21 protein-coding genes and 1 tRNA gene are annotated in these 20,389 nt (G+C 75.8%); 2 read left to right on the forward strand and 20 right to left on the reverse strand.

Translation table 11 applies throughout. The annotated features are described in order from the left end of the window. Position 1: 1 nt before the first annotated feature. The 9 genes from nadC to ACI789_RS03530 form a co-directional block, all read right to left on the reverse strand. A complete protein-coding gene (nadC, locus tag ACI789_RS03490) occupies positions 2-904 on the reverse strand; it encodes a carboxylating nicotinate-nucleotide diphosphorylase (RefSeq protein ID WP_457006743.1) in 903 nt (300 codons plus the stop codon). Next, positions 901-2,574 carry an L-aspartate oxidase gene (locus tag ACI789_RS03495; protein ID WP_457006744.1) on the reverse strand — a complete coding sequence of 558 codons (1,674 nt, stop codon included), beginning with the start codon at positions 2,572-2,574 and terminating at the stop codon, positions 901-903. The genes nadC and ACI789_RS03495 overlap by 4 nt, the downstream gene beginning before the upstream one ends. Next, on the reverse strand, positions 2,571-2,993 hold the full coding sequence (panD, locus tag ACI789_RS03500) for an aspartate 1-decarboxylase (RefSeq protein ID WP_457006746.1): 423 nt from the start codon (positions 2,991-2,993) through the stop codon (positions 2,571-2,573). The genes ACI789_RS03495 and panD overlap by 4 nt, the downstream gene beginning before the upstream one ends. After that, on the reverse strand, positions 2,993-3,871 hold the full coding sequence (panC, locus tag ACI789_RS03505) for a pantoate--beta-alanine ligase (protein WP_457006747.1): 879 nt from the start codon (positions 3,869-3,871) through the stop codon (positions 2,993-2,995). The genes panD and panC overlap by 1 nt, the downstream gene beginning before the upstream one ends. Beyond that, the gene (locus ACI789_RS03510; RefSeq protein ID WP_457006748.1) at positions 3,868-4,812 is read right to left on the reverse strand and encodes a Rossmann-like and DUF2520 domain-containing protein; all 945 of its coding nucleotides are present in this window, start codon (positions 4,810-4,812) and stop codon (positions 3,868-3,870) included. The genes panC and ACI789_RS03510 overlap by 4 nt, the downstream gene beginning before the upstream one ends. 236 nt (positions 4,813-5,048) lie before the next feature. Then, positions 5,049-6,290, reverse strand: coding sequence for a DUF6779 domain-containing protein (locus ACI789_RS03515; protein ID WP_457006749.1), 1,242 nt, complete (start codon positions 6,288-6,290; stop codon positions 5,049-5,051). A 111-nt stretch (positions 6,291-6,401) separates the two neighbouring features. Further along, complete coding sequence (locus ACI789_RS03520) at positions 6,402-7,415, reverse strand: glycine betaine ABC transporter substrate-binding protein (protein ID WP_457006750.1); 1,014 nt, start codon at positions 7,413-7,415, stop codon at positions 6,402-6,404. A 144-nt stretch (positions 7,416-7,559) separates the two neighbouring features. Beyond that, positions 7,560-8,291, reverse strand: coding sequence for an ABC transporter permease (locus ACI789_RS03525; RefSeq protein WP_456917018.1), 732 nt, complete (start codon positions 8,289-8,291; stop codon positions 7,560-7,562). Further along, entirely contained in the window at positions 8,288-9,016 is a 729-nt protein-coding gene (locus ACI789_RS03530; protein WP_457006751.1) for an ABC transporter permease, read from the reverse strand. Before ACI789_RS03530 ends, ACI789_RS03525 begins: the two co-directional genes overlap by 4 nt. A gap of 3 nt (positions 9,017-9,019) precedes the next feature. Here ACI789_RS03530 and ACI789_RS03535 point away from each other — a divergent pair, with 3 nt between their 5' ends. Then, positions 9,020-10,183 (forward strand): ABC transporter ATP-binding protein, encoded by a 1,164-nt coding sequence (locus ACI789_RS03535; RefSeq protein WP_457006752.1) that lies wholly within the window; start codon positions 9,020-9,022, stop codon positions 10,181-10,183. Here the strand turns inward: ACI789_RS03535 and ACI789_RS03540 are convergent, their stop codons facing one another. The 10 genes from ACI789_RS03540 to dacB all read right to left on the reverse strand — a co-directional run bounded on the left by ACI789_RS03540 (position 10,184) and on the right by dacB (position 19,493). Continuing rightward, complete coding sequence (locus ACI789_RS03540) at positions 10,184-10,681, reverse strand: DUF3180 domain-containing protein (protein WP_457006753.1); 498 nt, start codon at positions 10,679-10,681, stop codon at positions 10,184-10,186. 5 nt (positions 10,682-10,686) lie between these two features. Continuing rightward, positions 10,687-11,193, reverse strand: a complete 507-nt coding sequence (gene folK, locus ACI789_RS03545; protein ID WP_457006754.1) for a 2-amino-4-hydroxy-6-hydroxymethyldihydropteridine diphosphokinase — start codon at positions 11,191-11,193, stop codon at positions 10,687-10,689. Next, complete coding sequence (gene folB / locus ACI789_RS03550; RefSeq protein ID WP_457006755.1) at positions 11,190-11,576, reverse strand: dihydroneopterin aldolase; 387 nt, start codon at positions 11,574-11,576, stop codon at positions 11,190-11,192. The genes folK and folB overlap by 4 nt, the downstream gene beginning before the upstream one ends. Next, on the reverse strand, positions 11,566-12,429 hold the full coding sequence (gene folP, locus ACI789_RS03555; protein ID WP_457006756.1) for a dihydropteroate synthase: 864 nt from the start codon (positions 12,427-12,429) through the stop codon (positions 11,566-11,568). Before folP ends, folB begins: the two co-directional genes overlap by 11 nt. Positions 12,430-12,507: 78 nt before the next feature. Beyond that, positions 12,508-13,131, reverse strand: coding sequence for a GTP cyclohydrolase I FolE (gene folE, locus ACI789_RS03560; RefSeq protein WP_457006757.1), 624 nt, complete (start codon positions 13,129-13,131; stop codon positions 12,508-12,510). After that, a complete protein-coding gene (gene ftsH, locus ACI789_RS03565) occupies positions 13,128-15,119 on the reverse strand; it encodes an ATP-dependent zinc metalloprotease FtsH (protein ID WP_457006758.1) in 1,992 nt (663 codons plus the stop codon). Before ftsH ends, folE begins: the two co-directional genes overlap by 4 nt. 174 nt (positions 15,120-15,293) lie before the next feature. Then, positions 15,294-15,881: a hypoxanthine phosphoribosyltransferase gene (gene hpt, locus ACI789_RS03570; RefSeq protein WP_456917009.1), complete on the reverse strand. Its 588-nt coding sequence runs from the start codon at positions 15,879-15,881 to the stop codon at positions 15,294-15,296. Further along, on the reverse strand, positions 15,878-16,912 hold the full coding sequence (gene tilS / locus ACI789_RS03575) for a tRNA lysidine(34) synthetase TilS (protein WP_457006759.1): 1,035 nt from the start codon (positions 16,910-16,912) through the stop codon (positions 15,878-15,880). The genes hpt and tilS overlap by 4 nt, the downstream gene beginning before the upstream one ends. A gap of 10 nt (positions 16,913-16,922) precedes the next feature. Continuing rightward, positions 16,923-18,005: a zinc-dependent metalloprotease gene (locus ACI789_RS03580; RefSeq protein WP_457006760.1), complete on the reverse strand. Its 1,083-nt coding sequence runs from the start codon at positions 18,003-18,005 to the stop codon at positions 16,923-16,925. A 66-nt stretch (positions 18,006-18,071) separates the two neighbouring features. Beyond that, on the reverse strand, positions 18,072-19,493 hold the full coding sequence (gene dacB / locus ACI789_RS03585; protein WP_457006761.1) for a D-alanyl-D-alanine carboxypeptidase/D-alanyl-D-alanine endopeptidase: 1,422 nt from the start codon (positions 19,491-19,493) through the stop codon (positions 18,072-18,074). Positions 19,494-19,548: 55 nt separating this feature from the next. Here dacB and ACI789_RS03590 point away from each other — a divergent pair, with 55 nt between their 5' ends. Continuing rightward, positions 19,549-20,043: an inorganic diphosphatase gene (locus ACI789_RS03590; RefSeq protein ID WP_457006762.1), complete on the forward strand. Its 495-nt coding sequence runs from the start codon at positions 19,549-19,551 to the stop codon at positions 20,041-20,043. Between the two features lie 175 nt (positions 20,044-20,218). On the opposite strand, the gene ACI789_RS03595 is transcribed toward ACI789_RS03590, so the two are convergent. Next, positions 20,219-20,291 (reverse strand) — tRNA-Thr (locus ACI789_RS03595). Between the last annotated feature and the right edge of the window lie 98 nt (positions 20,292-20,389).

A 20,389-nucleotide genomic window follows, 5' to 3' on the forward strand; every position in this document is an offset into this window, starting at 1 on the left:
GTCAGGCCCGCAGGTCGAGCGCGAGGTCGAGGATCGGCGCGGAGTGGGTGAGCCCGCCGACCGACAGGTAGTCGACGCCGGTCCCGGCCACCTCCCGGGCCACGTCGAAGGTGAGCCCGCCGGTGGCCTCCAGCTCCGCGCGGCCGCCCACGAGCGCGACGACCTCGCGCAGCGCGGCCGGCGCCATGTTGTCGCAGAGCAGGAAGTCGGCGCCGGCCTCGACCGCCTCGACGGCCTGGGCCGGCTCGTCCACCTCGACCTGCACGGTCACGCCCGGGGCGCGCTCGCGGACGGCGGCGACGGCGGCGGCCACCGACCCGGCCGCGGCGACGTGGTTGTCCTTGACCATCGCCACGTCGTAGAGGCCCATCCGCTTGTTCGACCCGCCGCCGCAGCGGACCGCGTACTTCTCCAGCGGCCGCAGCCCCGGCGTGGTCTTGCGGGTGTCCAGGACGACCGCGCCGGTGCCCTCGACGGCGTCGACCCACCGGCGGGTGAGCGTGGCGACGCCGCTGGCCCGGCTGGCGATGTTGAGGGCGCTGCGCTCGGCGGCCAGCAACGCCCGCACCGGTCCGCGGACGGTCAGCAGCACGTCGCCGCGGCTCACGCGGTCGCCGTCGGACGCACCCGCGGTGAGCGTGGCGCCGGGTGCGAGCCGGGTGAAGACCCGGGCGGCGACCGGCAGGCCGGCGACCACGCCGTCGGCGCGGGCCACCAGGTCGGCGGTCCCGAGCTGGCCGGCGGGGACGGTCGCGGCACTGGTGACGTCGTGGGTCACCGCGAGGTCGGGGGCGGCGGGCAGCGGCGCGCCGCCGGTGAGGTCCTCGGCGAGGGTGCGCTCGACCAGCTCGCCGACCCACGCCTCGGTCAGCCCGGTGCCGGTCAGGTCCCGGGGGTCGTTCACCACGGCTGCACCACCGGGGTGCCGACCGGGCGGCGGGCCACCGTCAGGCGGCCGGACGGGTCCAGGCGGACGTCGAGGTGCACGCGCCACTCCTCCTCGGTCTCGGGGTGGTCCTCCCGCCAGTGGCACCCGCGGGTCTCCTCGCGGGCCGCGGCCGCGGCGGTGAGGGCGCTGGCGACGGTCAGCAGGTCGGTGGCCTCCCAACCCTCCACACCGGGGGCGACCCCGCCCAGCCCGGCGGCCAGCGCGGCGAGCCGGCCGACCGCGTCGACGAGCCCGGCTCCGTTGCGCAGGGCCCCGACCCGGGCGGACATCGTGTCGGTCACCGCCCGGCGCCCGGCCGGGTCCAGCAACCCGGACGGGGCGGTCTCGGGGACCTGCCCCGGCGAGGGCGCGGGCAGTCGCCCGGCGAGCTCGGCCCCGATCCGGGCGGCGAACACCAGGCCCTCGAGCAGCGAGTTGGAGGCCAGCCGGTTGGCGCCGTGGACGCCGGTGCAGGCGACCTCCCCGCAGGCGTAGAGCCCGGGCACCGTCGTCCGGCCGGCGAGGTCGGTGACCAGGCCGCCGGAGGCGTAGTGCGCCGCGGGGGTCACCGGGACCAGGTCCGTGACCGGGTCGATGCCGGCGGCGCGGCAGCTGGCGGTGATGGTCGGGAAGCGTGCGGCGACGTCGGGCACCCCGCGGGCGTCCAGCCAGACGTGGGGGACGCCGTCGCGCAGCTGCACCGCGGTGATCGCCTTGGCGACGACGTCGCGCGGGGCGAGCTCGGCCAGCGGGTGCACCCCCACCATGAACCGCTCCCCCGACCCGTCGCGCAGGACCGCGCCCTCGCCGCGCAGCGCCTCGCTGACCAGCGGCTGCTGGCCGCGGGCACCGGGCCCGAGGTAGAGCGAGGTCGGGTGGAACTGGACGAACTCCAGGTCGGTGGCGACCGCGCCGGCCCGCAGGCCCAGGGCCACGCCGTCCCCGGTGGACACCGAGGGGTTGGTGGTGGCGGCGTAGACCTGCCCCATGCCGCCGGTGGCCAGCACGACCGCGCGGGCGCGCACCGCGCCGACGCCGTCCGCGCTGCCCTCACCGAGCACGTGCAGGGTCACGCCCGCAGCCCGGCCCTCGGCGTCGGTGAGCAGGTCGAGGACCATCGCGTGCTCGACCAGCGTCACGCCCGGGTCGGCGCGGACGGCGTCCTGGAGGGCTCGCTGCACCTCGGAGCCGGTGGCGTCGCCGCCGGCGTGCACGATCCGGTCGGCGGAGTGCCCGCCCTCGCGGGTGAGCAGCAGCCGGCCGGCGGGGTCGCGGTCGAAGGCGGCCCCCCAGTCCATGAGCTGGCGCAGCCGCTGCGGTCCCTCGGAGACCAGGACCGACACCGCCTCGGGCTCGCACAGCCCCACGCCGGCCACCTCGGTGTCGCTGGCGTGTGCCTCGGGGCTGTCGGCGGGGTCCAGGACGGCGGCGATGCCGCCCTGCGCCCAGCGCGTGGACCCGGCGTCCACCCGGACCTTGGTGACCACGGCGACCGACAGCCCGGCCGCCCGCGCGTGCAGCGCGACGCACAGCCCGGCGACGCCGGAGCCCACGACGCACACGTCGGCGGTGAGCTCCCAGCCGGGCGCCGGCGCCGACAGGCGCAGCGGGAGCCCGGTGACGGTGTCGGTCGCCGGTGCCGTCACCGAACCGGGACGCCGCGGTCGCTGCGCATCTGGTCGGTCGCGCCGGGGACCGGGGCCGAGGGGTCGCCGCCGAGCTCGACGATGCGGTTGGCGTAGTCGACGTGCACGACCCTGGGGATGTGGCTCTTGGCCTCGGTCTCGTCCATCAACCCGTAGCTGATCATGATGACCAGGTCGCCGGGGTGCACCAGGTGCGCGGCGGCGCCGTTGATCCCGATCACCCCGCTGCCCCGCTCGCCGGGGATGACGTAGGTCTCCAGCCGGGCGCCGTTGGTGACGTCGACGATCGCGACCTGCTCGCCGGGCAGCAGGTCGGCCGCGTCGAGGAGGTCCTCGTCGATGGTCACCGACCCCACGTAGTGCAGGTCGGCCTGGGTGACCGTCGCCCGGTGGATCTTGGACTTGAGCATCGTGCGCATCATCGGGAGGCTCCCGGGGGCTGGAGGGTGGGCGAGCTGAGGTGCAGGGGGGTGTTGTCGATCAGGCGGGTGCTGCCGGCGCGGGCGGCGACCAGCAGGCGGGCGGGCCCCGCGGCCGGGGCCGGGCCGAGGTCGGGGTCGGTGAGCGCGAGGTAGTCGGGGACCAGCTCGGGAGCGCCGGCCAGCACCTCCCGCGCCGCGGCCAGGACCGCGTCCGCGCCCCGCGGGCCGGCGGCGGCACCCGCGCGGAGCGCCCGGGACAGCGCCGCGGCGGTGGCCCGCTGGTCCGGGGAGAGGTACCGGTTGCGGGAGGACAGCGCCATGCCGTCGTCCTCGCGGACGGTGGGGACGCCGACCACCTCGGGGCCGAGGACGAGCTCGCGGGCCATGGCGCGGATGAGCACCAGCTGCTGGTAGTCCTTCTCGCCGAAGTAGGCGACGTCGGGGCGGACCAGGCCGAACAGCTTGGCGACGACGGTGAGGACGCCGGCGAAGTGCCCGGGGCGGACGGCGCCCTCGAGGACGTCGCCCAGCGGCCCCGGGTGCACGGTCACCCCGACCGCGCCGGGCGGGTAGACCTCCTCGACCGGCGGGTGGAAGACGACGTCGGCGCCCTCCTCGGCCAGCGCCGCGAGGTCGGCGTCCCAGGTGCGGGGGTAGCGGTCGAAGTCCTCGCCCGGGCCGAACTGGGTCGGGTTGACGAAGACCGAGACGACCACGGAGCCGCCGCGCTCGCGGGCGGCCCGGACGAGGGTGCGGTGCCCCTCGTGCAGCGCGCCCATCGTCGGGACGAGGGCGACCGGGCCGGGCAGGTGCGCCCGGAGCCGGGCCAGGTCCGCAGTGGTCTCCGCGACGGCCGGGGTGGTGGGGGCGCTCACCGCGAGCCCGCCGTGTCGGCGGCCTCGTACAGCAGGTCGAGCAGCGGCGCGCCCTCGTGGCGCTTGAGCCGGCCCGCGGCCAGGGCCCGCTCGGTCGTGCGCTGGGCCATCGCGACGTAGGCGGCGACCGACTCCGGCGCCCGCTCGGTGAGGGTCTCCAGGTGGTCGTGGACGGTGCCGACGTCGCCGCGGCTGACCGGGCCGGTGAGCCCCTTGTCGCCGCGCCGCAGCCCGTTGTCCAGCGCTGCGGTGAGCAGCGGGGCCAGCACCCGCGCCGGTTCGCCGACCCCCGCGGTCCGCAGCAGGTCCGCGGCCTCGGCGACCAGCGTGACCAGGTGGTTGGCGCCCGTCACGAGCGCGGCGTGGTAGAGCCGCCGGTCGGCCTCGGCGACGAAGAACGGCTCGCCGCCCATCTCGAGCACCAGCGTCTCGGCGACCGGCCGGTGCTCGGGGGCGCTGGTGACCGCGAACGGCGCGCCGGCCAGCCGGTCGGCGTCCTCGGGGGCGCCGGTGAAGGTCATGGCCGGGTGCAGGGCCAGGGGCAGGACGCCGGCCCGTGCGGCCGGGGCGAGCACCGCGAGGCCGTGCGCCCCGGAGGTGTGGAAGGTGAGCTGGCCCGCGCGCCACACCCCCGTCTCGGCCAGGCCCGCGACCAGGCCGGCGAGGGTGTCGTCGGGGACGGCGAGGACGACCAGGTCGGCGGCGGCGACCACCTCGTCGGTGGGGAGCAGCGGCGTGCCCGGCAGCAGGCGCGCGGCGCGCTCGGCGGAGGCGGTGGAGAGGCCGGCGGCGGCGACCACGTCGTGGCCGGCGGCGGCGAGGGCGGCGCCCAGGACGGCGCCGACGCGTCCTGCGCCGACGACCCCCACGCGGAGCCGGGCGGGAGCGGTGTCGGCGGGCAGGAGGCCGGCAGCGCGGAGGGTCCTGCGGGCAGCAGGCATCGGTGCACCTCTCGTTCCAGTCCCTCGCGGGTACCGGACTCGGGTTCGCGGCCGTCCTCGTCGACGACCGTCAGGGCGTGCAGGTCGTGCGGTGGTGCCGGCGCGGGCCCCGCTGCGGCCAGGGTGTGTCACGCGGGTTGAGCGCCGATGGCGAGTGTGTGACCGGCAGGCAGCCGGTGCAACGGCTGGGGGCTGTGGACTGGGTCACCCCGGCGCCGGCGGCCGGGCTGCCGGTGTCAGCGCCCGAGCACGCGGGCCAGGACGTCGTCGGGCTCGTCGTCGTCCCGGTAGCGGCGCCGCCGCCGGCCGCCGGACGCGCCGGCCTCGTTCGCGGCGAGGATCTCCGCCAGGCGCGAGGACCCGTGGTCGGCCCCGGGGACGGGGTCCCGGCCGACGGCGGGGCGCTGCTCGGTCGGCTGCTCGCCGGGCGCGACCGGCCGGTGCGGGTCATCGGTGTGCCGCCGGCGCGGCTCGGCGGCGGAGTGCCGCGAGTGCCCGGCCGAGGCCGCCTCGGCGGGCTCCACCAGGGACCGCTCGGCCAGCCAGTCCAGCGGCGGCGGGGGCGGCGCGGCCGCCGACGTCGCCGGGGCCGGGCGCTGCGGCGCCGGCGTCTCGACGCGCACCTCGGCGAACTGCCGGGTCGCTCCCCCACCGGTGAGGTCCTCCAGCCGGATCCCCGGCCGGGCGGCGGTTAGCTCCGGCGCCGGGGCGGCCCAGCCGGCGTCGATGGTGCCGGCAGCGGGCGCCTCGGTCGTCGCGGGAGCGGTCCGGATGGACTGGGTGCGCAGCATGATCCGCTCGACGAGCATCTCGCCGGACAGCTGCTCGGTGAGCTCCGTCCGCAGGCGCCCGACGTCGGCGCGCAGGTCGGCCAGCTGCGCCAGGTCCCCCCGCAGGTCGGCGAGCCGGTCCAGGCCGGTCCGCAGCTCGGCGAGCCGGGCGACGTCGCGGCGCAGCTCCGACAGCCCGGCCACGTCAGTGCGCAGCTCGGCCACCCGCGCCACGTCCCGGCGCAGTTCCGCGACACCGGCCAGCTCGCCGCGCAGCGCCGCGAGGTCGGCGCGCACCGCCTGCTCCGTCTCGCTCCGGACGTCGTTCTCCACGCGCAGCTCGAGCTCCCGCCGAGCGGCGACCTCCCGCTCCAGCTCCAGCTCGTAGGCCAGCCGCAGCTCGGCCTCCCGCTCGGCCGCCTCCCGCTCGACCGCCGCGACGTCGCCCCGGTCGGCGACCGCGCCGCCCCGCCGGGCGGTCACCAGCGCGGCGAGCACGAACGCCCAGGCCGCGCCGATCACCGCGAGCCGGAGCACCTGCGGGTCGTCGGTGACGAACACGACGACGGTGGCGGCGACGGCGAGGACGCCCCCCACCGCCAGACCGGCGGTCCGCACTCCCGGGGGGACCGCCTCGGAGCCGCGCCGGACGGTGCGGGAGCGGGGTCCGGAGCGCTGCGTGGCCACGTCGTCCCGGTCCCCCCGCATGGCGTCCAGGGTAACGGTGGGAGAGCCCTCGGTGACGTGCCGAAACGGCGCCGCCCGGCCCCCTGCAGGGTCCCACCGCGAGCTCGCGAGCGGTGGGGGCAGGGGGTCCTTCTACTGCGCGAGCGCCCCGTCGGAGCTGAAGACCAGGCCGATCGAGACCTCGCCCTGCTGGATCGCGGCCTTGGTCAGCGGGCCGCCCGGGTCCAGCTCGCGGAACTCGGCGAACTGCAGCCCGTAGGTCTCCTCCAGGCCCGGCTGGCAGAACGGCCGGTCCGGGCACTCCGCCGGGCCGCCGAGCACCAGCGAGCCGTCCCCGCAGGCGTCGGCCAGCTCCGACAGCGTCGCGACGCCCACCTGGTCGGCGAAGGCCTGGGTGACCGCGAAGGCGTTCTGGTCGGCGGCCTCCGAGGGTTCGCCGAACACCAGGCCGACCTGCTCGGCCAGCGGCTGCAGCGCGCTGACCGTCGCCTGCACGTCCCCGCTGGCGACCGGCTGCGCCTCGGGGCCGTTGACCTGGCGGTTGAGGAACTCGGTGACCGTCGACAGGTACTCCGGGAAGACCTGGATGTCCGAGCCGGAGATGAGGGCCGGCAGGTACAGCTCGCGGTTGCCGACCTCCCGGACGGAGGCGTCGAAGCCCGCGGCGTCGAGCACGTCGGCGTAGACGTTGGCCAGCACGGTGGACTCGGTGAAGTTGCCGCCGCCGACCGCGATGGCGCCGCTGCCCTGCTCCAGGGACGCGGCGTCGACGTTGTCCTGCACCCAGGCCGCGGCGACGTCCTCGGCGCTCTGGCGGTCGATGTCGACCGCGGCGTTGAGCTCGATGAGCGCGTCGGTGGTCAGCGCCGCCGAGACCGCGTCCAGCGCGGGGACCAACGCCGGGTTCGCCTGGGCGGTGGCGGAGTTGACCGCCGGGACGACGTTGTCGGCGTTCTGCAGCTGCTGGTCGTCCTCGAGCACGACCAGCTGCTCGCCGGCCACGGGGGCGCAGGCGTCCCCGGCCGCGGTGGCCCCGGTGGTCTGGCCGCCGCCGGTCCCCGACGAGCCGGACTCGCCGCAGGCCGTCGCGGTGAGCAGCACCGCGGCCAGCGCGAGAGGAGGGACGATCCGGGTACGGCTGCGCATGGTGCCCGCCTTCTGTGTCCCGTGCGGCCGGGGGCGGCCGCGACGCGTGTCTGGCGGGAGGAGTCCCGCGCCGGTCATGCAACCGCCTGGCCAGGTCGGAGGCCAACCCCGGCGGAGAGGTGTTGCGCGGTTGTTACCGACGGCTCAGAGGGGGACGCCCGACGCGGTGGGTTCCGGCGTCCCGGAGGGCTCGCGCCGTCCCGCGCGGAAGGGCAGCCGGCGCGGGCCCGGGGTGACCGCCCACGACACCAGCACCAGCACCAGCTCCGTGAGCAGCGCGAGCCCGGCCACGAGGAGGGCCCCGGCGAGGATCTGACCGAGGTCCTGCTGACCGAACCCGAGGTTGATGATCCGGCCCAGTCCACCGCCGCCGACGAGGGCGGCGAGGGTCGCGGTGGCGACCACCTGCACCGCCGCCGTCCGGACGCCGGTCATGACCAGGGGCAGCGCCAGGGGCAGGTCGACGCGGGACAGCAGCTGGCGGCGGCTCATGCCCATCGCCCGCGCTGCCTCGCGCACGTCGCGGTCGACCTCGCGGAACCCGACGAAGGTGTTGGTGAGCATCGGCGGGACGGCGAAGACGGCGAGCGCGAGGACCGTGGCGGTGTCGCTGAAGCCGATCGGCGTCACCGCGAAGACGGTGAGCAGGGCCAGGGTCGGCACCGCGCGGCTGACGTTGGAGAGGACGACGATCCCGCCGGCGCCGCGGCCGCTGCGGCCCAGCGCGACCCCGGCCGGGATGGCGAGGACGGCGGCGAGCAGCACCGCGGCGGCGGAGACGGTCAGGTGCTCGGCGAGCAGGTCGAGGATGCCGCCGGACCGGGTCCAGTTGAACGGGTCGTTGAGGTAGACGAGCGCGTCGCCGAACGCGTTCACGCCCGGGCCGCCCGGGTCCACGGCGTGAGCAGCCGCTCGACGCCGGCCAGCAGGACGTCGGCGACCAGCGCCAGCAGCACGCAACCGACGGCGCCGGTCACGATCTCAGCCCGGTAGAAGTTCGCGTTGAACCCGCCCACGATCAGCTGCCCGAGCCCGCCGTTGCCCGTGATGACGCCGACGGTGACCAGGGCGACGGTGGAGACGGTGGCGATCCGCAGGCCGGCCATGAAGGTCGGCAGCGCCAGCGGCAGGTCGACCTGCCAGAACAGCCGCGCCGGGCCGTAGCCCATCCCCCGCGCGGCCTCGCGGACGTCGGCGGGCACCCCCTGCAGGCCGACGAGGAAGTTCCGGACCAGGATCACCAGCGTGTAGAGCGTGAGCCCGAGCAGCACGGTGGTGGCCGACAGCTGCCCGGTGAAGGGCGCGAGGAAGGCGAACATCGCCAGCGAGGGGACCGTGTAGACCACCGTCGACAGGCCCAGCACCGGCCCCGACAGCAGCCGCGAGCGCCGGGCCAGCAACGCCAGCGGCAGCGCGACCAGCGCCCCCAGCAGGACCGCGCCCACCGTGAGCCTGACGTGCTGGCCCAGGTAGCCCACAATGGTGTCCCAGTTGTCGGTCACGTACGACGGGCTGAACCAGGGGTTCGGCGCCTCGTCCGCCGCGAGCACCACCAGGTCGCTCGCCGCACCCAGCAGCGGGTGCGCACCCAGGAAGGCCACGTCGTGGACGCTACTGCCACCGCCGCCTCGCCGACGGACACGGCCAGGGAGGGCGGCGCCCAGGAGATCCGGCTCGAGGGCGTCAGCAAGGTCTACCCGGACGGCACCGTCGGCGTCGCCGAGCTGGACCTGACCTTCGCCGCCGGAGAGCTGTCGGTGCTGGTCGGCCCGTCCGGCTGCGGCAAGACGACGACGATGAAGATGATCAACCGGATCATCGAGCCGACCACCGGCCGCATCCTGCTCGGCGGCGAGGACGTCACCCGGGTGGATGCCGACCGGCTGCGCCGCCGGATCGGGTACGTCATCCAGAGCGTGGGCCTCTTCCCGCACCAGACCGTGCGCACCAACGTCGCGACCGTGCCGCGGCTGCTCGGGTGGGACCGCGGGCGCATCCGGGCCCGGGTCGACGAGTTGCTCGCGACGGTCGGCCTCGACCCCGCCGTCCACGGGGACCGCTACCCCGCCCAGCTCTCCGGTGGCCAGCGGCAGCGGGCCGGCGTGGCCCGGGCGCTGGCCGCCGACCCCGCCGTCCTGCTGATGGACGAGCCGTTCTCGGCCGTCGACCCCGTGGTGCGCGAGCGGCTGCAGGCGGAGTTCCTCCGGCTGCAGGAGACGGTGCGCAAGACGATCGTCTTCGTCACCCACGACATCGAGGAGGCGGTCCGGCTCGGCGACCGCATCGCCGTGATGAGCACCGGCGGGCACGTCGAGCAGTTCGCGCCGCCGGCCGAGCTGCTGGGGCGGCCGGCCAACCAGGTGGTGGCCGACTTCGTCGGCGGCGACCGCGCCCTCAAGCGGCTGGCGGTCACCCCCATCGACCCGGCTGCGCTGGAGCAGCCGCCGACGGTGGGCCTCGGCGACGGCCTGGCCGACGTGGGCGTCGCGCTGGACCGCGCCGGCTCGGACTGGGCCGTGGTGCTCGACGGCTCCGGCCGGGCGGTGGGCTCGCTGCCGTCCGCGCGGGCCGCCGGCGCCGGGACGGTGGGCTCCGCCGTCGTCCGCAGCGACGGGGCCGTCCCCGTGGACGCCTCGCTGCGGACGGCGCTGGCCACCCTGCTGCAGTCCGACGCCGGCTGGGTGGCGGTGGTGGACGGCGACCGCTACCTCGGCGTGCTCACCCCGGGGTCGCTGCACGCGGCGCTGCGGACGTCGGTCCGCGGCTGACTACCCTCGCGCGCCGAGCTGCGGTTCGTCGTCCTCCGAGGACGGCGGGATGCGGCAGACCGACTCGAGCCACAGCGCGGCGCCGACCAGCGCGGCCGAGCACACGACGCCGATGAGGCCCGCGACGGCGTCCCCGCCCGCGGCCTGCAGCCGGGACAGGGCCGGGACGACGTACAGCAGCAGCCCGACCCAGGTGCCGAGGAACACGGCGCCGACGTAGGCGCTGGCCTGGGCGAGCACGGCCAGCCGGGCCACGAGCATGGGTTCCACCGGCCGCACCGGGGCGTACCCGCGCTCGGCCGGCGGGCGGCGGTCCCGCTGGGCCGCCAGCCGGGCGCGCAGCGTCCGGGCGCCGAGCAGCTCGGCGACGGCGAGCACCCCGATCGGCACCGGCAGCCACCAGCGCAGCTCCGGCAGCGACCCGTAGACGGCGCGCACCACCAGCCAGACCGCCACCGCCAGGCCGACGGCCAGGACGGCGAGGTCGCGCCGGGACACCGGTCTCAATGCAGGTGCTCCCAGCGGACCACCGCCGCGACCTCCTCGGGCGGCAGCGCGGCGACCAGGTCGACCACCCGGCCGTGCCCGGGCAGCACCGCCGTCGGGTCCAGCGAGGCCCACGGGACGAGCACGAAGGCCCGCTCGTGCGCCCGCGGGTGCGGCAGGGTCAGCCGGGGGTCGTCGGAGTGCACCGGCCGCCCGTCGTCCCCGGTGACCGTGACGACGTCGACGTCGAGGGTGCGCGGCCCCCACCGGACCTCGCGGGTCCGGCCCGCGGCCTGCTCGAGCTCGTGGGCGCGCGCCAGCCACCCGGCCGCGTCGTGGGGCCCGCGGACGACGACGACCGCGTTGAGGTAGGGCGGCTGCTCGACCGGCCCCCACGGCGGGGTCTCGTACAGGGTGGACCGCGCCACCAGCACGCCGTCGTCCTTGAGGGCGGTGATCGCGCCGCGGAGGGTGGCGGCCCGGTCGCCGAGGTTGGCGCCGAGGGACAGGACCGCGCGGCTCATGCCCGCTGCCGCCGGATGCTCACGGTGACGTCGTCGAAGGGCACGCCGAGGTCGGCCTCGGGCTTGTGCACGGTGATCTCGACGGCGTCGACCAGCGGGTCGGCGAGGCAGACGTCGGCCAGCCGCTGGGCGAGGGTCTCCAGCAGGTCGACCGGCTCCCCGGTCAGGACCGCGTGCAGCGCCTGGGCCAGCTCGGCGTAGTTGACCGTCTTCTCGAGGTCGTCGCCGGCCGCGGCCGGGGCGGTGTCGAGCTCGAGGACGGCGTCCACGCGGAAGGTCTGCCCCCGCTCGCGCTCGAACGCGTAGACCCCGTGGTGGGCGTGGGCGGTGAGCCCGCGGACCGCGATGCGGTCGGGGCGGCGGGCCGGGTGGTCACTGGGCATGCGGCTTCCTCTCCCGGCGGGCGGCCTGGACGGCGGCGACGGTGCGGACGGCGTCGGCCGAGGCGGCCGCGTCGTGCACCCGCACCCCCCACGCGCCGGCCTCGGCGGCGAGCACGGTGGTGGCCAGCGTGGCGGCGTCGCGCTCCTCCGCGGGGCGCACCGTGCCGTCGGGGGCGGCGAGCAGCCGGCCGAGGAAGGTCTTGCGCGAGGCGCCGACGAGCACCGGCAGCCCGAGGGCGATCAGCCGGTCCAGGCCGGCGAGCAGCGCCCAGTTGTGCTCGGCGCGCTTGGCGAAGCCCAGCCCGGGGTCGAGCACCAACTGCTCGGGCGCCACCCCGGCGGCCACGACGTCCTCCACGCGGGCGGTGAGCTCCGCGCAGACCTCGGTGACGACGTCGCCGTAGCGGGCCGCGGCGTACATCTCGCGGCTGTGCCCCCGCCAGTGCATGAGCACCCACGGGACGCCGGCGTCGGCGACCAGCCGGGCCATGCCCGCGTCGGCCAGCCCGCCGCTGACGTCGTTCACCAGCACCGCCCCGGCGCTCAGCGCCGCCTCGGCCACCTCGGCGCGGGTGGTGTCGACGCTGACCCGCACGCCCGTGCCGGTGAGCTCGCGGACCACCGGCAGCACCCGCCGGCACTCCTCGTCGGCGTCGACCCGGTCGGCGCCGGGCCGGGTGGACTCCCCGCCCACGTCGACGTAGTCGGCGCCGGCCGCGTGCATGGCCAGGCCGTGGGCGATCGCCGAGGGGGCGTCGGCGAAGCAGCCGCCGTCGGAGAAGGAGTCCGGCGTGACGTTGAGGACCCCCATGACCACGCAGTGGCCGGGGCGCGGCAGCTCGAGGGGTGTCACCGACCCCTGTCCACGGCTCGGTTCCGGACTCGCTCCGCTCCTCGGTCGCTGGCGCTCCCTGCGATGCTCACTCGACCGTCACCCTCGCACCACGAGGCTCATCGCCTCGCTGCGCGTCGCCGGGTTGTCCCGGAAGATCCCGCGGACGGCGGAGGTCACCGTGGTGGAGCCGGGCTTGCGGATGCCGCGCATGGCCATGCACAGGTGCTCGGCCTCGATGACCACCAGGACGCCGCGGGGCTTGAGGACCTCGGCCAGCGCGTCGGCGATCTGGCTGGTCATCCGCTCCTGCACCTGCGGGCGGCGGGCGTAGACCTCGACCAGCCGGGCCAGCTTGGACAGCCCGGTCACCCGGCCGTCGTCGCCGGGGATGTACCCGATGTGCGCGACCCCGTGGAAGGGCACCAGGTGGTGCTCGCAGGTCGAGTACATCGGGATGTCCTTGACCAGGACCATCTCGTCGTGGTCCTCGTCGAAGGTGGTGGCGAGGACGTCGACGGGGTCCTGCCACAGCCCGGCGAAGGTCTCGGCGTAGGCGCGGGCCACCCGGGCCGGGGTGTCCTTCAGGCCTGGGCGGTCCGGGTCCTCCCCCACTGCGAGGAGCAGCTCGCGGACGGCGGCCGCAGCCCGCTCCTCGTCGATGCCCGTGCGCGGTGGGGCCGGCAGCAGCTGGTCCTCCGGCTCGGCCGGGATCTCGCTCACCGCTGGACGGGGGCGCCGATGTCGCCGACGGCGGTGCTGCCCTGACCGACGTGCCCGTTCCCGTTCTGCGCCGCCTGCTCGGCCGGCGTCAGGACCGGCGGCAGGTCGGAGGGGGTGCGCTTGCCGAAGCCGTTGTACGGCGCCAGCGAGGGCCGCTTGGTGACCGGGGAGCAGATCCGCGCCATGTCCTCCTTGGAGAGGGTCTCCTTGTCGATCAGCTCGAGGACGAGCTGGTCGAGGACGGCCCGGTACTCGACCAGGATCTCCCAGGCCTCGTCGTGCGCCGCCTCGATCAGCGCCCGGATCTCGGCGTCGATGTCGGCGGCGACGGCCTCGGAGTAGTCCGGGTGCGAGCGCATGTCGCGGCCCAGGAACGGCTCGGAGTCGTTGGTGCCGTACTTCACCGCGCCGAGCTTGGCGCTCATGCCGTACTGGGTGACCATCGCCCGCGCCAGCGAGGTGGCCTTCTCGATGTCGTTGCCGGCACCGGTGGTCGGCTCGTGGAAGACCAGTTCCTCGGCGGCCCGACCGCCGAGGGCGTAGGCCAGCGTGTCGATCATCTCCGACCGGGTCTGGGTGTACTTGTCCTCGGTCGGCAGCACCAGCGTGTGCCCCAGCGAGCGCCCGCGCGGCAGGATCGTCACCTTGTGCACCGGGTCCAGGTTGGGCAGCGCGTGCGCCACGAGGGCGTGCCCGCCCTCGTGGTAGGCGGTGACCTTCTTCTCCTTGTCGCTCATCGCCCGCGTCTTGCGCTCGGGGCCGGCGATGACGCGGTCGATCGCCTCCTCGAGGGTGGCGTCGGTGATCACCGTGCCGTTGTTGCGGGCGGTGAGCAGGGCCCCCTCGTTGAGCACGTTGGCCAGGTCCGCGCCGGTGAAGCCGGGGGTGCGGCGGGCGACGGTCTCGAGGTCGACGTCCTGCGCGAGCGGCTTGCCCTTCGCGTGGACGGCGAGGATGGCCTTGCGGCCCTCCAGGTCGGGCCGGTCGACGGCGATCTGCCGGTCGAACCGGCCCGGGCGCAGCAGCGCCGGGTCGAGGATGTCCGGCCGGTTGGTGGCGGCGATCATGATGACCCCGCCCTTGACGTCGAAGCCGTCCATCTCGACGAGCATCTGGTTGAGGGTCTGCTCGCGCTCGTCGTGGCCGCCGCCCATGCCGGCGCCGCGGTGCCGGCCGACGGCGTCGATCTCGTCGACGAAGATGATCGCCGGCGCGTTCTGCTTGGCCTGCTCGAACAGGTCGCGGACGCGGCTTGCCCCGACACCGACGAACATCTCGACGAAGTCCGACCCGGAGATGGAGAAGAACGGCACCCCCGCCTCGCCGGCGACGGCGCGGGCGAGCAGCGTCTTGCCGGTGCCGGGCGGGCCGAACAGCAGCACACCCTTGGGGATCTTCGCGCCCACGGCCTGGAACTTGACCGGGTTGGCCAGGAAGTCCTTGATCTCCTGGAGTTCCTCGATCGCCTCGTCGGCGCCGGCGACGTCGGCGAACGTCGTCTTCGGGGTGTCCTTGCTGACCACCTTGGCCTTGGACTTGCCGAAGGCCATCACGCCCCGGCCGCCGCCCTGCATCGAGTTGAACAGCCAGAACAGCAGCAGGAGGAGGATCACGAACGGCAGGAAGCTGATCAGCAGGCTGACCAGCACGCTGTCCTGCGTGACGTTGGTGTTGAAGTCGACGCCGTCCCCGTTGCCGTTCAGGCCCGAGACCAGGTCGAAGATGTCGTCGGAGGCGCCGATCGGGTAGGACGCGGTGATCTGGTCACTGCCCTCGACCGGGCTCTTCAGGTCCAGGTCGAGCGTCTGTTCCTTGTCGTTGATCGTGACCGTGTCGACGTTGCCGCCGGTGATCTGCTCGATCGCGGTCCGGGTGCTGACCTCCTCGTAGCCGCCGTTGCCGCGGAACAGCGAGGAGAACGCCAACGCCAGGAGGACGACGAGGACGACCCAGAACCACACGGAGCGGAAGATCTTCTTGCGTTCCATACACCGATGCCGGGCGGCCGGGGTCCCCGGCCTGACCCGTCCACCCTCCTGATCGTCCGCCGGGACGCTCCCTGCGACCTGGGCGGGCCACCCCGGCGCTCGGTGCAGCGTCGTTGGATCGACGGTACACCGGCGAACCTGTGCGACCGCTGTGCGTGAGCCGGGGATCCCCCCTCAGCTGGAGTAGACCTCCGGCTTGAGCGTGGCGATGTAGGGCAGGTCGCGGTACCGCTCGGCGTAGTCCAGACCGTAGCCGACGACGAACTCGTTGGGGATGTCGAAGCCGACGTAGCGCACCGGCACCTCGACCTTCACCGCGTCGGGCTTGCGCAGCAGGGCGCACACCTCGAGGGAGGCCGGACGGCGGCTGCCCAGGTTCTTCAGCAGCCAGGACAGGGTCAGCCCCGAGTCGATGATGTCCTCGAGCACCAGCACGTGCAGGTCGCTGATGTCGCGGTCGAGGTCCTTGAGGATCCGCACGACGCCGGAGGAGCTCGTCGACGACCCGTAGGACGAGACGGCCATGAACTCCATCTGGGTGGGCAGCTGCAGCGCCCGGGCGAAGTCGCTCATGAACAGCACCGCCCCCTTGAGGACGCCGACCAGCAGGACCTCCCGGCCCGCGTAGTCCTCGGCGATCTGGGCGGTGAGCTCGCCGATCTTGGCCTGGATCTGCTCCTCGCTGAGCAGCACGTGGTCGATGTCGGGGCCGTAGCCGTGGTGGTTGCCGAGCTCTGCGTGGTCGCTCGCGGCCTTGCTCACGCCGATGGCTCCTCGAGGGTGTCTGGTGCGTCCCCGGCACGGGGGCCCCGCGCGTCGGGGGGCAGGAACACCAGCCTGCCAGACGTCCGGAGCACCCCGGCACCGCCGGGTAGGTCCACCCGGCCCTGCCCGCGCCACCCCGTGACGAGCGTCTCGACCGCGCGCAGGTGCACCGCCTGCAGGTCGGGGACCCCGGCCGCGCGCAGCCAGCCGCGCAGCACCCGCCGGCGCAGCGCCGCGGGCAGGGGCAGCAGCGGGCGGGCGGGCAGGCCGCCGTCCCCCGCCTCCGCGGCCAGCCGGGCCAGCTCGGCCGCGGCGAGCCCGTCGAGGGCGTCGAGGTCCTCCCGGAGCAGCTCGGCGGTCCGCGCCAGGGCGGGGGCCACGCCGCCGCCGAGGACCTCCTCCATCAGCGGCAGCACCTCCCCGCGCAGCCGGGCCCGCGTGAAGGCCGGGTCGGTGTTCCACGGGTCGTCCCACACCGGCAGCCCCTGGTCGGCGCAGGCCTGCCGGGCCGTCGCCCGCCGGACGCCGAGCAGCGGCCGCCACCAGGTCGCGCCGTCGTCGGTGCGCTCGGCCACCATGCCCGCCACCGACCGCGGACCCGAGCCGCGGCCGAGCCCGAGCAGCACCGTCTCGGCCTGGTCGTCGAGCGTGTGCCCGAGCGCGATGCGGGCGCCCTGCTCCCGCGCGGCGCCGGCCAGCGCGGCGTAGCGGGCCGCCCGCGCCGCGCCCTCCGGGCCGCCCGCCCCGCCCACGTCCACCCGCAGCACCAGGACCGGGTCCAGGCCCAGGCCGCGGAGCAGGTCGCCCGTGGCGGCGGCGCGCTGCGCGGAGCCGGGCTGCAGGCCGTGGTCGACGGTGACGGCCCCGACCGGGACGGCCGCGGACCGGGCCTCGAAGGCCAGCGCGGCGGCGAGCGCCACGGAGTCCGCTCCCCCGCTGCAGGCGGCCAGGACCGGCTGCCCGCCGCGGCGCAGCCCGCCGCGGACCGCGGACCGCAGCACCGCCACCGCGTGCGGTGGGCCGGCCACCGCGGGGACCTCAGGCGGGGATGGCGGGGCGGCCGTGCACCCGCTCGACCCAGCGCGCCGGGTCGGTGAGCTCCTCGATCCGCGGCAGGGTCTCCGGCCCGGACCACACGCGGTTGAGTCCCTCCATGCCGACCAGGTCGACCACGCCGCCGACGAAGTGCCGCCCGTCGGCGTACTGCTTCATCTTCTGCTCCAGGCCCAGCAGCCGGCGCAGCACGCGGTCGAGCGGGCCGCGGCCCTTGCGCCGCTGGGCGAACCGCAGCCGCAGCGTCCGCACCGACGGGACGACGTCCGGGCCGACGCCGTCCATCACGTACTCGGCGTGCCCCTCGAGCAGGCTCATCACCGCGGTGACCCGGTCGAGGACGGCGCGCTGGGCGGGGTCCTGGACCAGCGCCATCAGCCCGCTGTCGTCGCCGTCCCCACCCCGGACGGCGTCGCCGATGCCGCGCAGCACGTCGCGCAGCCGCTCGCGCAGCACGTCGGGATCGAGGTCGGTGGCCTCGACGAACTCGGCGATCTGGGCCTCGAGGTGGTCCCTGAGCCAGGGCACGGCGGTGAACTGCAGCTGGTGGGTCACCTCGTGCAGGCAGACCCACAGCCGGAAGTCGCTGGGGTCGACCCCGAGGCGGCGCTCGGCGTCGACGATGTTCGGCGCGACCAGCAGCAGCCGGCCGCCGGTGCCGAACACCTCGTACTGGCCGAGCACGCGGGAGGAGAGGAAGGCGAGGATGCCGCCGGCCTGCACGCCCGTGGCGCGCGAGCCGATGGCGGTGGCCAGCGGGCCGGGGCGGGACTCCTGCTTGGCGGTCAGCGCGTCGACCAGCGGGTCCAGCAGCGCGGCCATCCCCGCCGTGTTGGCGTCCACCCAGCCGGGGCGGTCGACGACGGCGACCTCGGGGGCCGGCCCGCCCGGGACGGCGGTGAGCCCGGTCAGCCCCTGCACGTGGGCGACGGCGGCGGCGGCCGCCTCGTGCAGCTCCGCGACGACCGCGCCGGCCTCTTCGCGGGTCGTCTGCGGTCCCGGGCCGACCAGGCGGCGGGCGGTGCGTCCGGCGAGGTCCCAGTCCACCATCCGAGGAGCGCTGCTCATCGGCTCACCGTACGCGCGGCTCCCCTTCGGGGCCCTCCGCCTGCGCGTGGGGGGACGGGTGCTCCGTCAACAGCCGCAGCGGGCCAGCGTCGCCGCGACGTCGTCGAGCGCGTCCTCGGCGGCCTGCCCGTCGGCGGGTGCGCCGTCGGCGACGACGGCGAACACCAGCAGCCGGCCGTCGACGGTCACCACGGTGCCGGCCAGCCCGTGGACGCCGAGCAGGGTGCCGGTCTTGGCGCGGACGCTGCCCGGAGCGGTCTGCGGGTCGGCGTCGTCGCGGTCGGCGAGGGTGCCGTCGTAGCCGGCGACCGCCAGCCCGGAGAGGATCGGCGAGGCCTCGGACAGCGAGCCGTCGGCCGCCCCGGCGAGCAGGTCGACGAGCAGCGAGACCGGGACGCGGTCCTCCGCCGACAGGCCGCTGCCGTCGGAGAGCTCCACCCCGGTGAGGTCGAGGCCGGTGTCGGACAGCGCGTCGATGACCGCCTGGGCCGAGCCCTCGAAGGTGGCCGGCAGGTCGCGGGCGATCGCCACGTGCCGGGCCAGCGCCTCGGCGAGCAGGTTGTCCGACTGGGACAGCGCCTGCTCCACCAGCCGGGCGATCGGCGCCGACCGCACGGAGCCCAGGGGCTGCGCGCCGTCGGGGGCGTCGCCGAGCACGATCGTGGCGCCGGGGGCGTCGAGGGCGGTGGCGAGCGCGGCGCCGGCGTCGAGGCCCGGCTGGCCGCTGCGCGCGTTCTCGCCGGAGCGCACGCGGGCGCCGTCGACGGCGGTGGCGGTGACCGGGGCGGCGTAGCTGGAGGGTGCGTCGTCGGGGCCCCAGCCGGAGGCGGTCAGCGGCCCCTCGAACAGCGAGCTGTCGACCACCACGCGGCTGACCGTCGTCCCCTGGGGCACGGCGGCGCGCACCTGGGCGGCGAGGTCGTCGACGGTCGGCGCGCCGGGGTAGGTCAGCGACGGCGCGGTGCGCGAGAGCGTGGGGTCGCCGCCGCCGACGAGCACGACCTCGCTCGGGTCGGCGCCCGCGACGACGGTCGTCTCGAGGGTGGCTTCCGGGCCCAGGGTGGTCAGCGCCGCGACGGCGGTGAGCAGCTTGGCGGTCGAGGCGGGGGTGGCCGGCTGGTCGGCGTCCCGGTCCAGCAGCACGGTGCCGGAGGTGGCGTCGACGACCTCCGCGCTGACCCCGGCGCCCAGGGCCGGCGCGGACAGCAGCGGGTCGAGCTGGGCGGTCAGCGCGTCGCCGTCCGGGACCGGGGCGTCGGACCCCAGCGCGGCGAGGACCGGGGCGGCGGCCTCGACGTCGGGGAGGCGGGCCTCGGCGACCCCCGGGTCGGCCGGCGCGCCGTCGTCCCCGCTGCCGGGAGCGACGACGAACCACACGACGGCGGCGACCACGAGCAGCACCGCGAGGACGCTCAGCAGGAGCCGACGGCGGAACCGGGAGTACTTCGGCGTGACGGTCGCCGACCCGCTCGACGCGATGGTGCCCACCCCCTGGAACGACCTCCGGCGGTCGCCCGGGGTCCGATCAGCCACACTACGACCCGTGCAGTTCGACGTGACGATCGAGATCCCGAAGGGCCAGCGGAACAAGTACGAGCTGGACCACGCCACCGGACGCATCCGCTTGGACCGGATGCTCTTCACCTCCACCCGCTATCCCGCGGACTACGGCTACATCGAGAACACCCTCGGCATGGACGAGGACCCGCTCGACGCCCTGGTCCTGCTCGACGAGCCGACGTTCCCCGGGTGCCTCATCACCTGCCGGGCCATCGGCATGTTCCGGATGACCGACGAGAAGGGCGGGGACGACAAGGTCCTCTGCGTGCCCGCGACCGACCCGCGGATGGCCCACCTCACCGACATCCATGACGTGTCGGAGTTCGACCGGCTGGAGATCCAGCACTTCTTCGAGACCTACAAGGACCTCGAGCCCGGCAAGTCGGTCGAGGGCGCCGACTGGGTGGGCCGCGCCGAGGCCGAGGCGGAGATCACCGCCTCGCTGCGGCGCGCCGAGGAAGCCGCCCCCCACCACTGACCGGCCGCTGGTCCTCCTCGAGCGGCCGCCGAGCGCACGACGGACGCCGACGGCGGTGCGCCCCTCCCCCGGGGTGCACCGCCGTCGGCGTCCGGTCAGGCGCTTCCACGGGGCCCCGCGGGGTCACCGTGAACGACAGCGGGCCCGTCCAGGTGGACGGGCCCGCTGTGTGCAGAGCCGCCTGTCGGAATCGAACCGACGACCTTCTCATTACGAGTGAGATGCTCTACCGACTGAGCTAAGGCGGCGGGCGTGCGGCGAACAGCTTACGTGACGGCTGCGCCGGTGCCGTGCAGGCCCCGTCCCGGGTCCCGCCCCGAGCCTGCGAGGGGTGGGGAGGACGGAG

Source organism: Geodermatophilus sp. SYSU D00965, assembly GCF_054050075.1.

Bases quoted from the DNA above. Each gene is read 5' to 3' on its own strand.
- panD (WP_457006746.1), bottom strand. From the start codon at position 2,993: ATGCGCACGATGCTCAAGTCCAAGATCCACCGGGCGACGGTCACCCAG.
- folK (WP_457006754.1), bottom strand. From the start codon at position 11,193: ATGAGCCGCGCGGTCCTGTCCCTCGGCGCCAACCTCGGCGACCGGGCC.
- ACI789_RS03515 (WP_457006749.1), bottom strand. From the start codon at position 6,290: ATGCGGGGGGACCGGGACGACGTGGCCACGCAGCGCTCCGGACCCCGC.
- ACI789_RS03510 (WP_457006748.1), bottom strand. From the start codon at position 4,812: ATGCCTGCTGCCCGCAGGACCCTCCGCGCTGCCGGCCTCCTGCCCGCC.
- ftsH (WP_457006758.1), bottom strand. From the start codon at position 15,119: ATGGAACGCAAGAAGATCTTCCGCTCCGTGTGGTTCTGGGTCGTCCTC.
- ACI789_RS03580 (WP_457006760.1), bottom strand. From the start codon at position 18,005: ATGAGCAGCGCTCCTCGGATGGTGGACTGGGACCTCGCCGGACGCACC.
- folB (WP_457006755.1), bottom strand. From the start codon at position 11,576: ATGCCCAGTGACCACCCGGCCCGCCGCCCCGACCGCATCGCGGTCCGC.
- ACI789_RS03520 (WP_457006750.1), bottom strand. From the start codon at position 7,415: ATGCGCAGCCGTACCCGGATCGTCCCTCCTCTCGCGCTGGCCGCGGTG.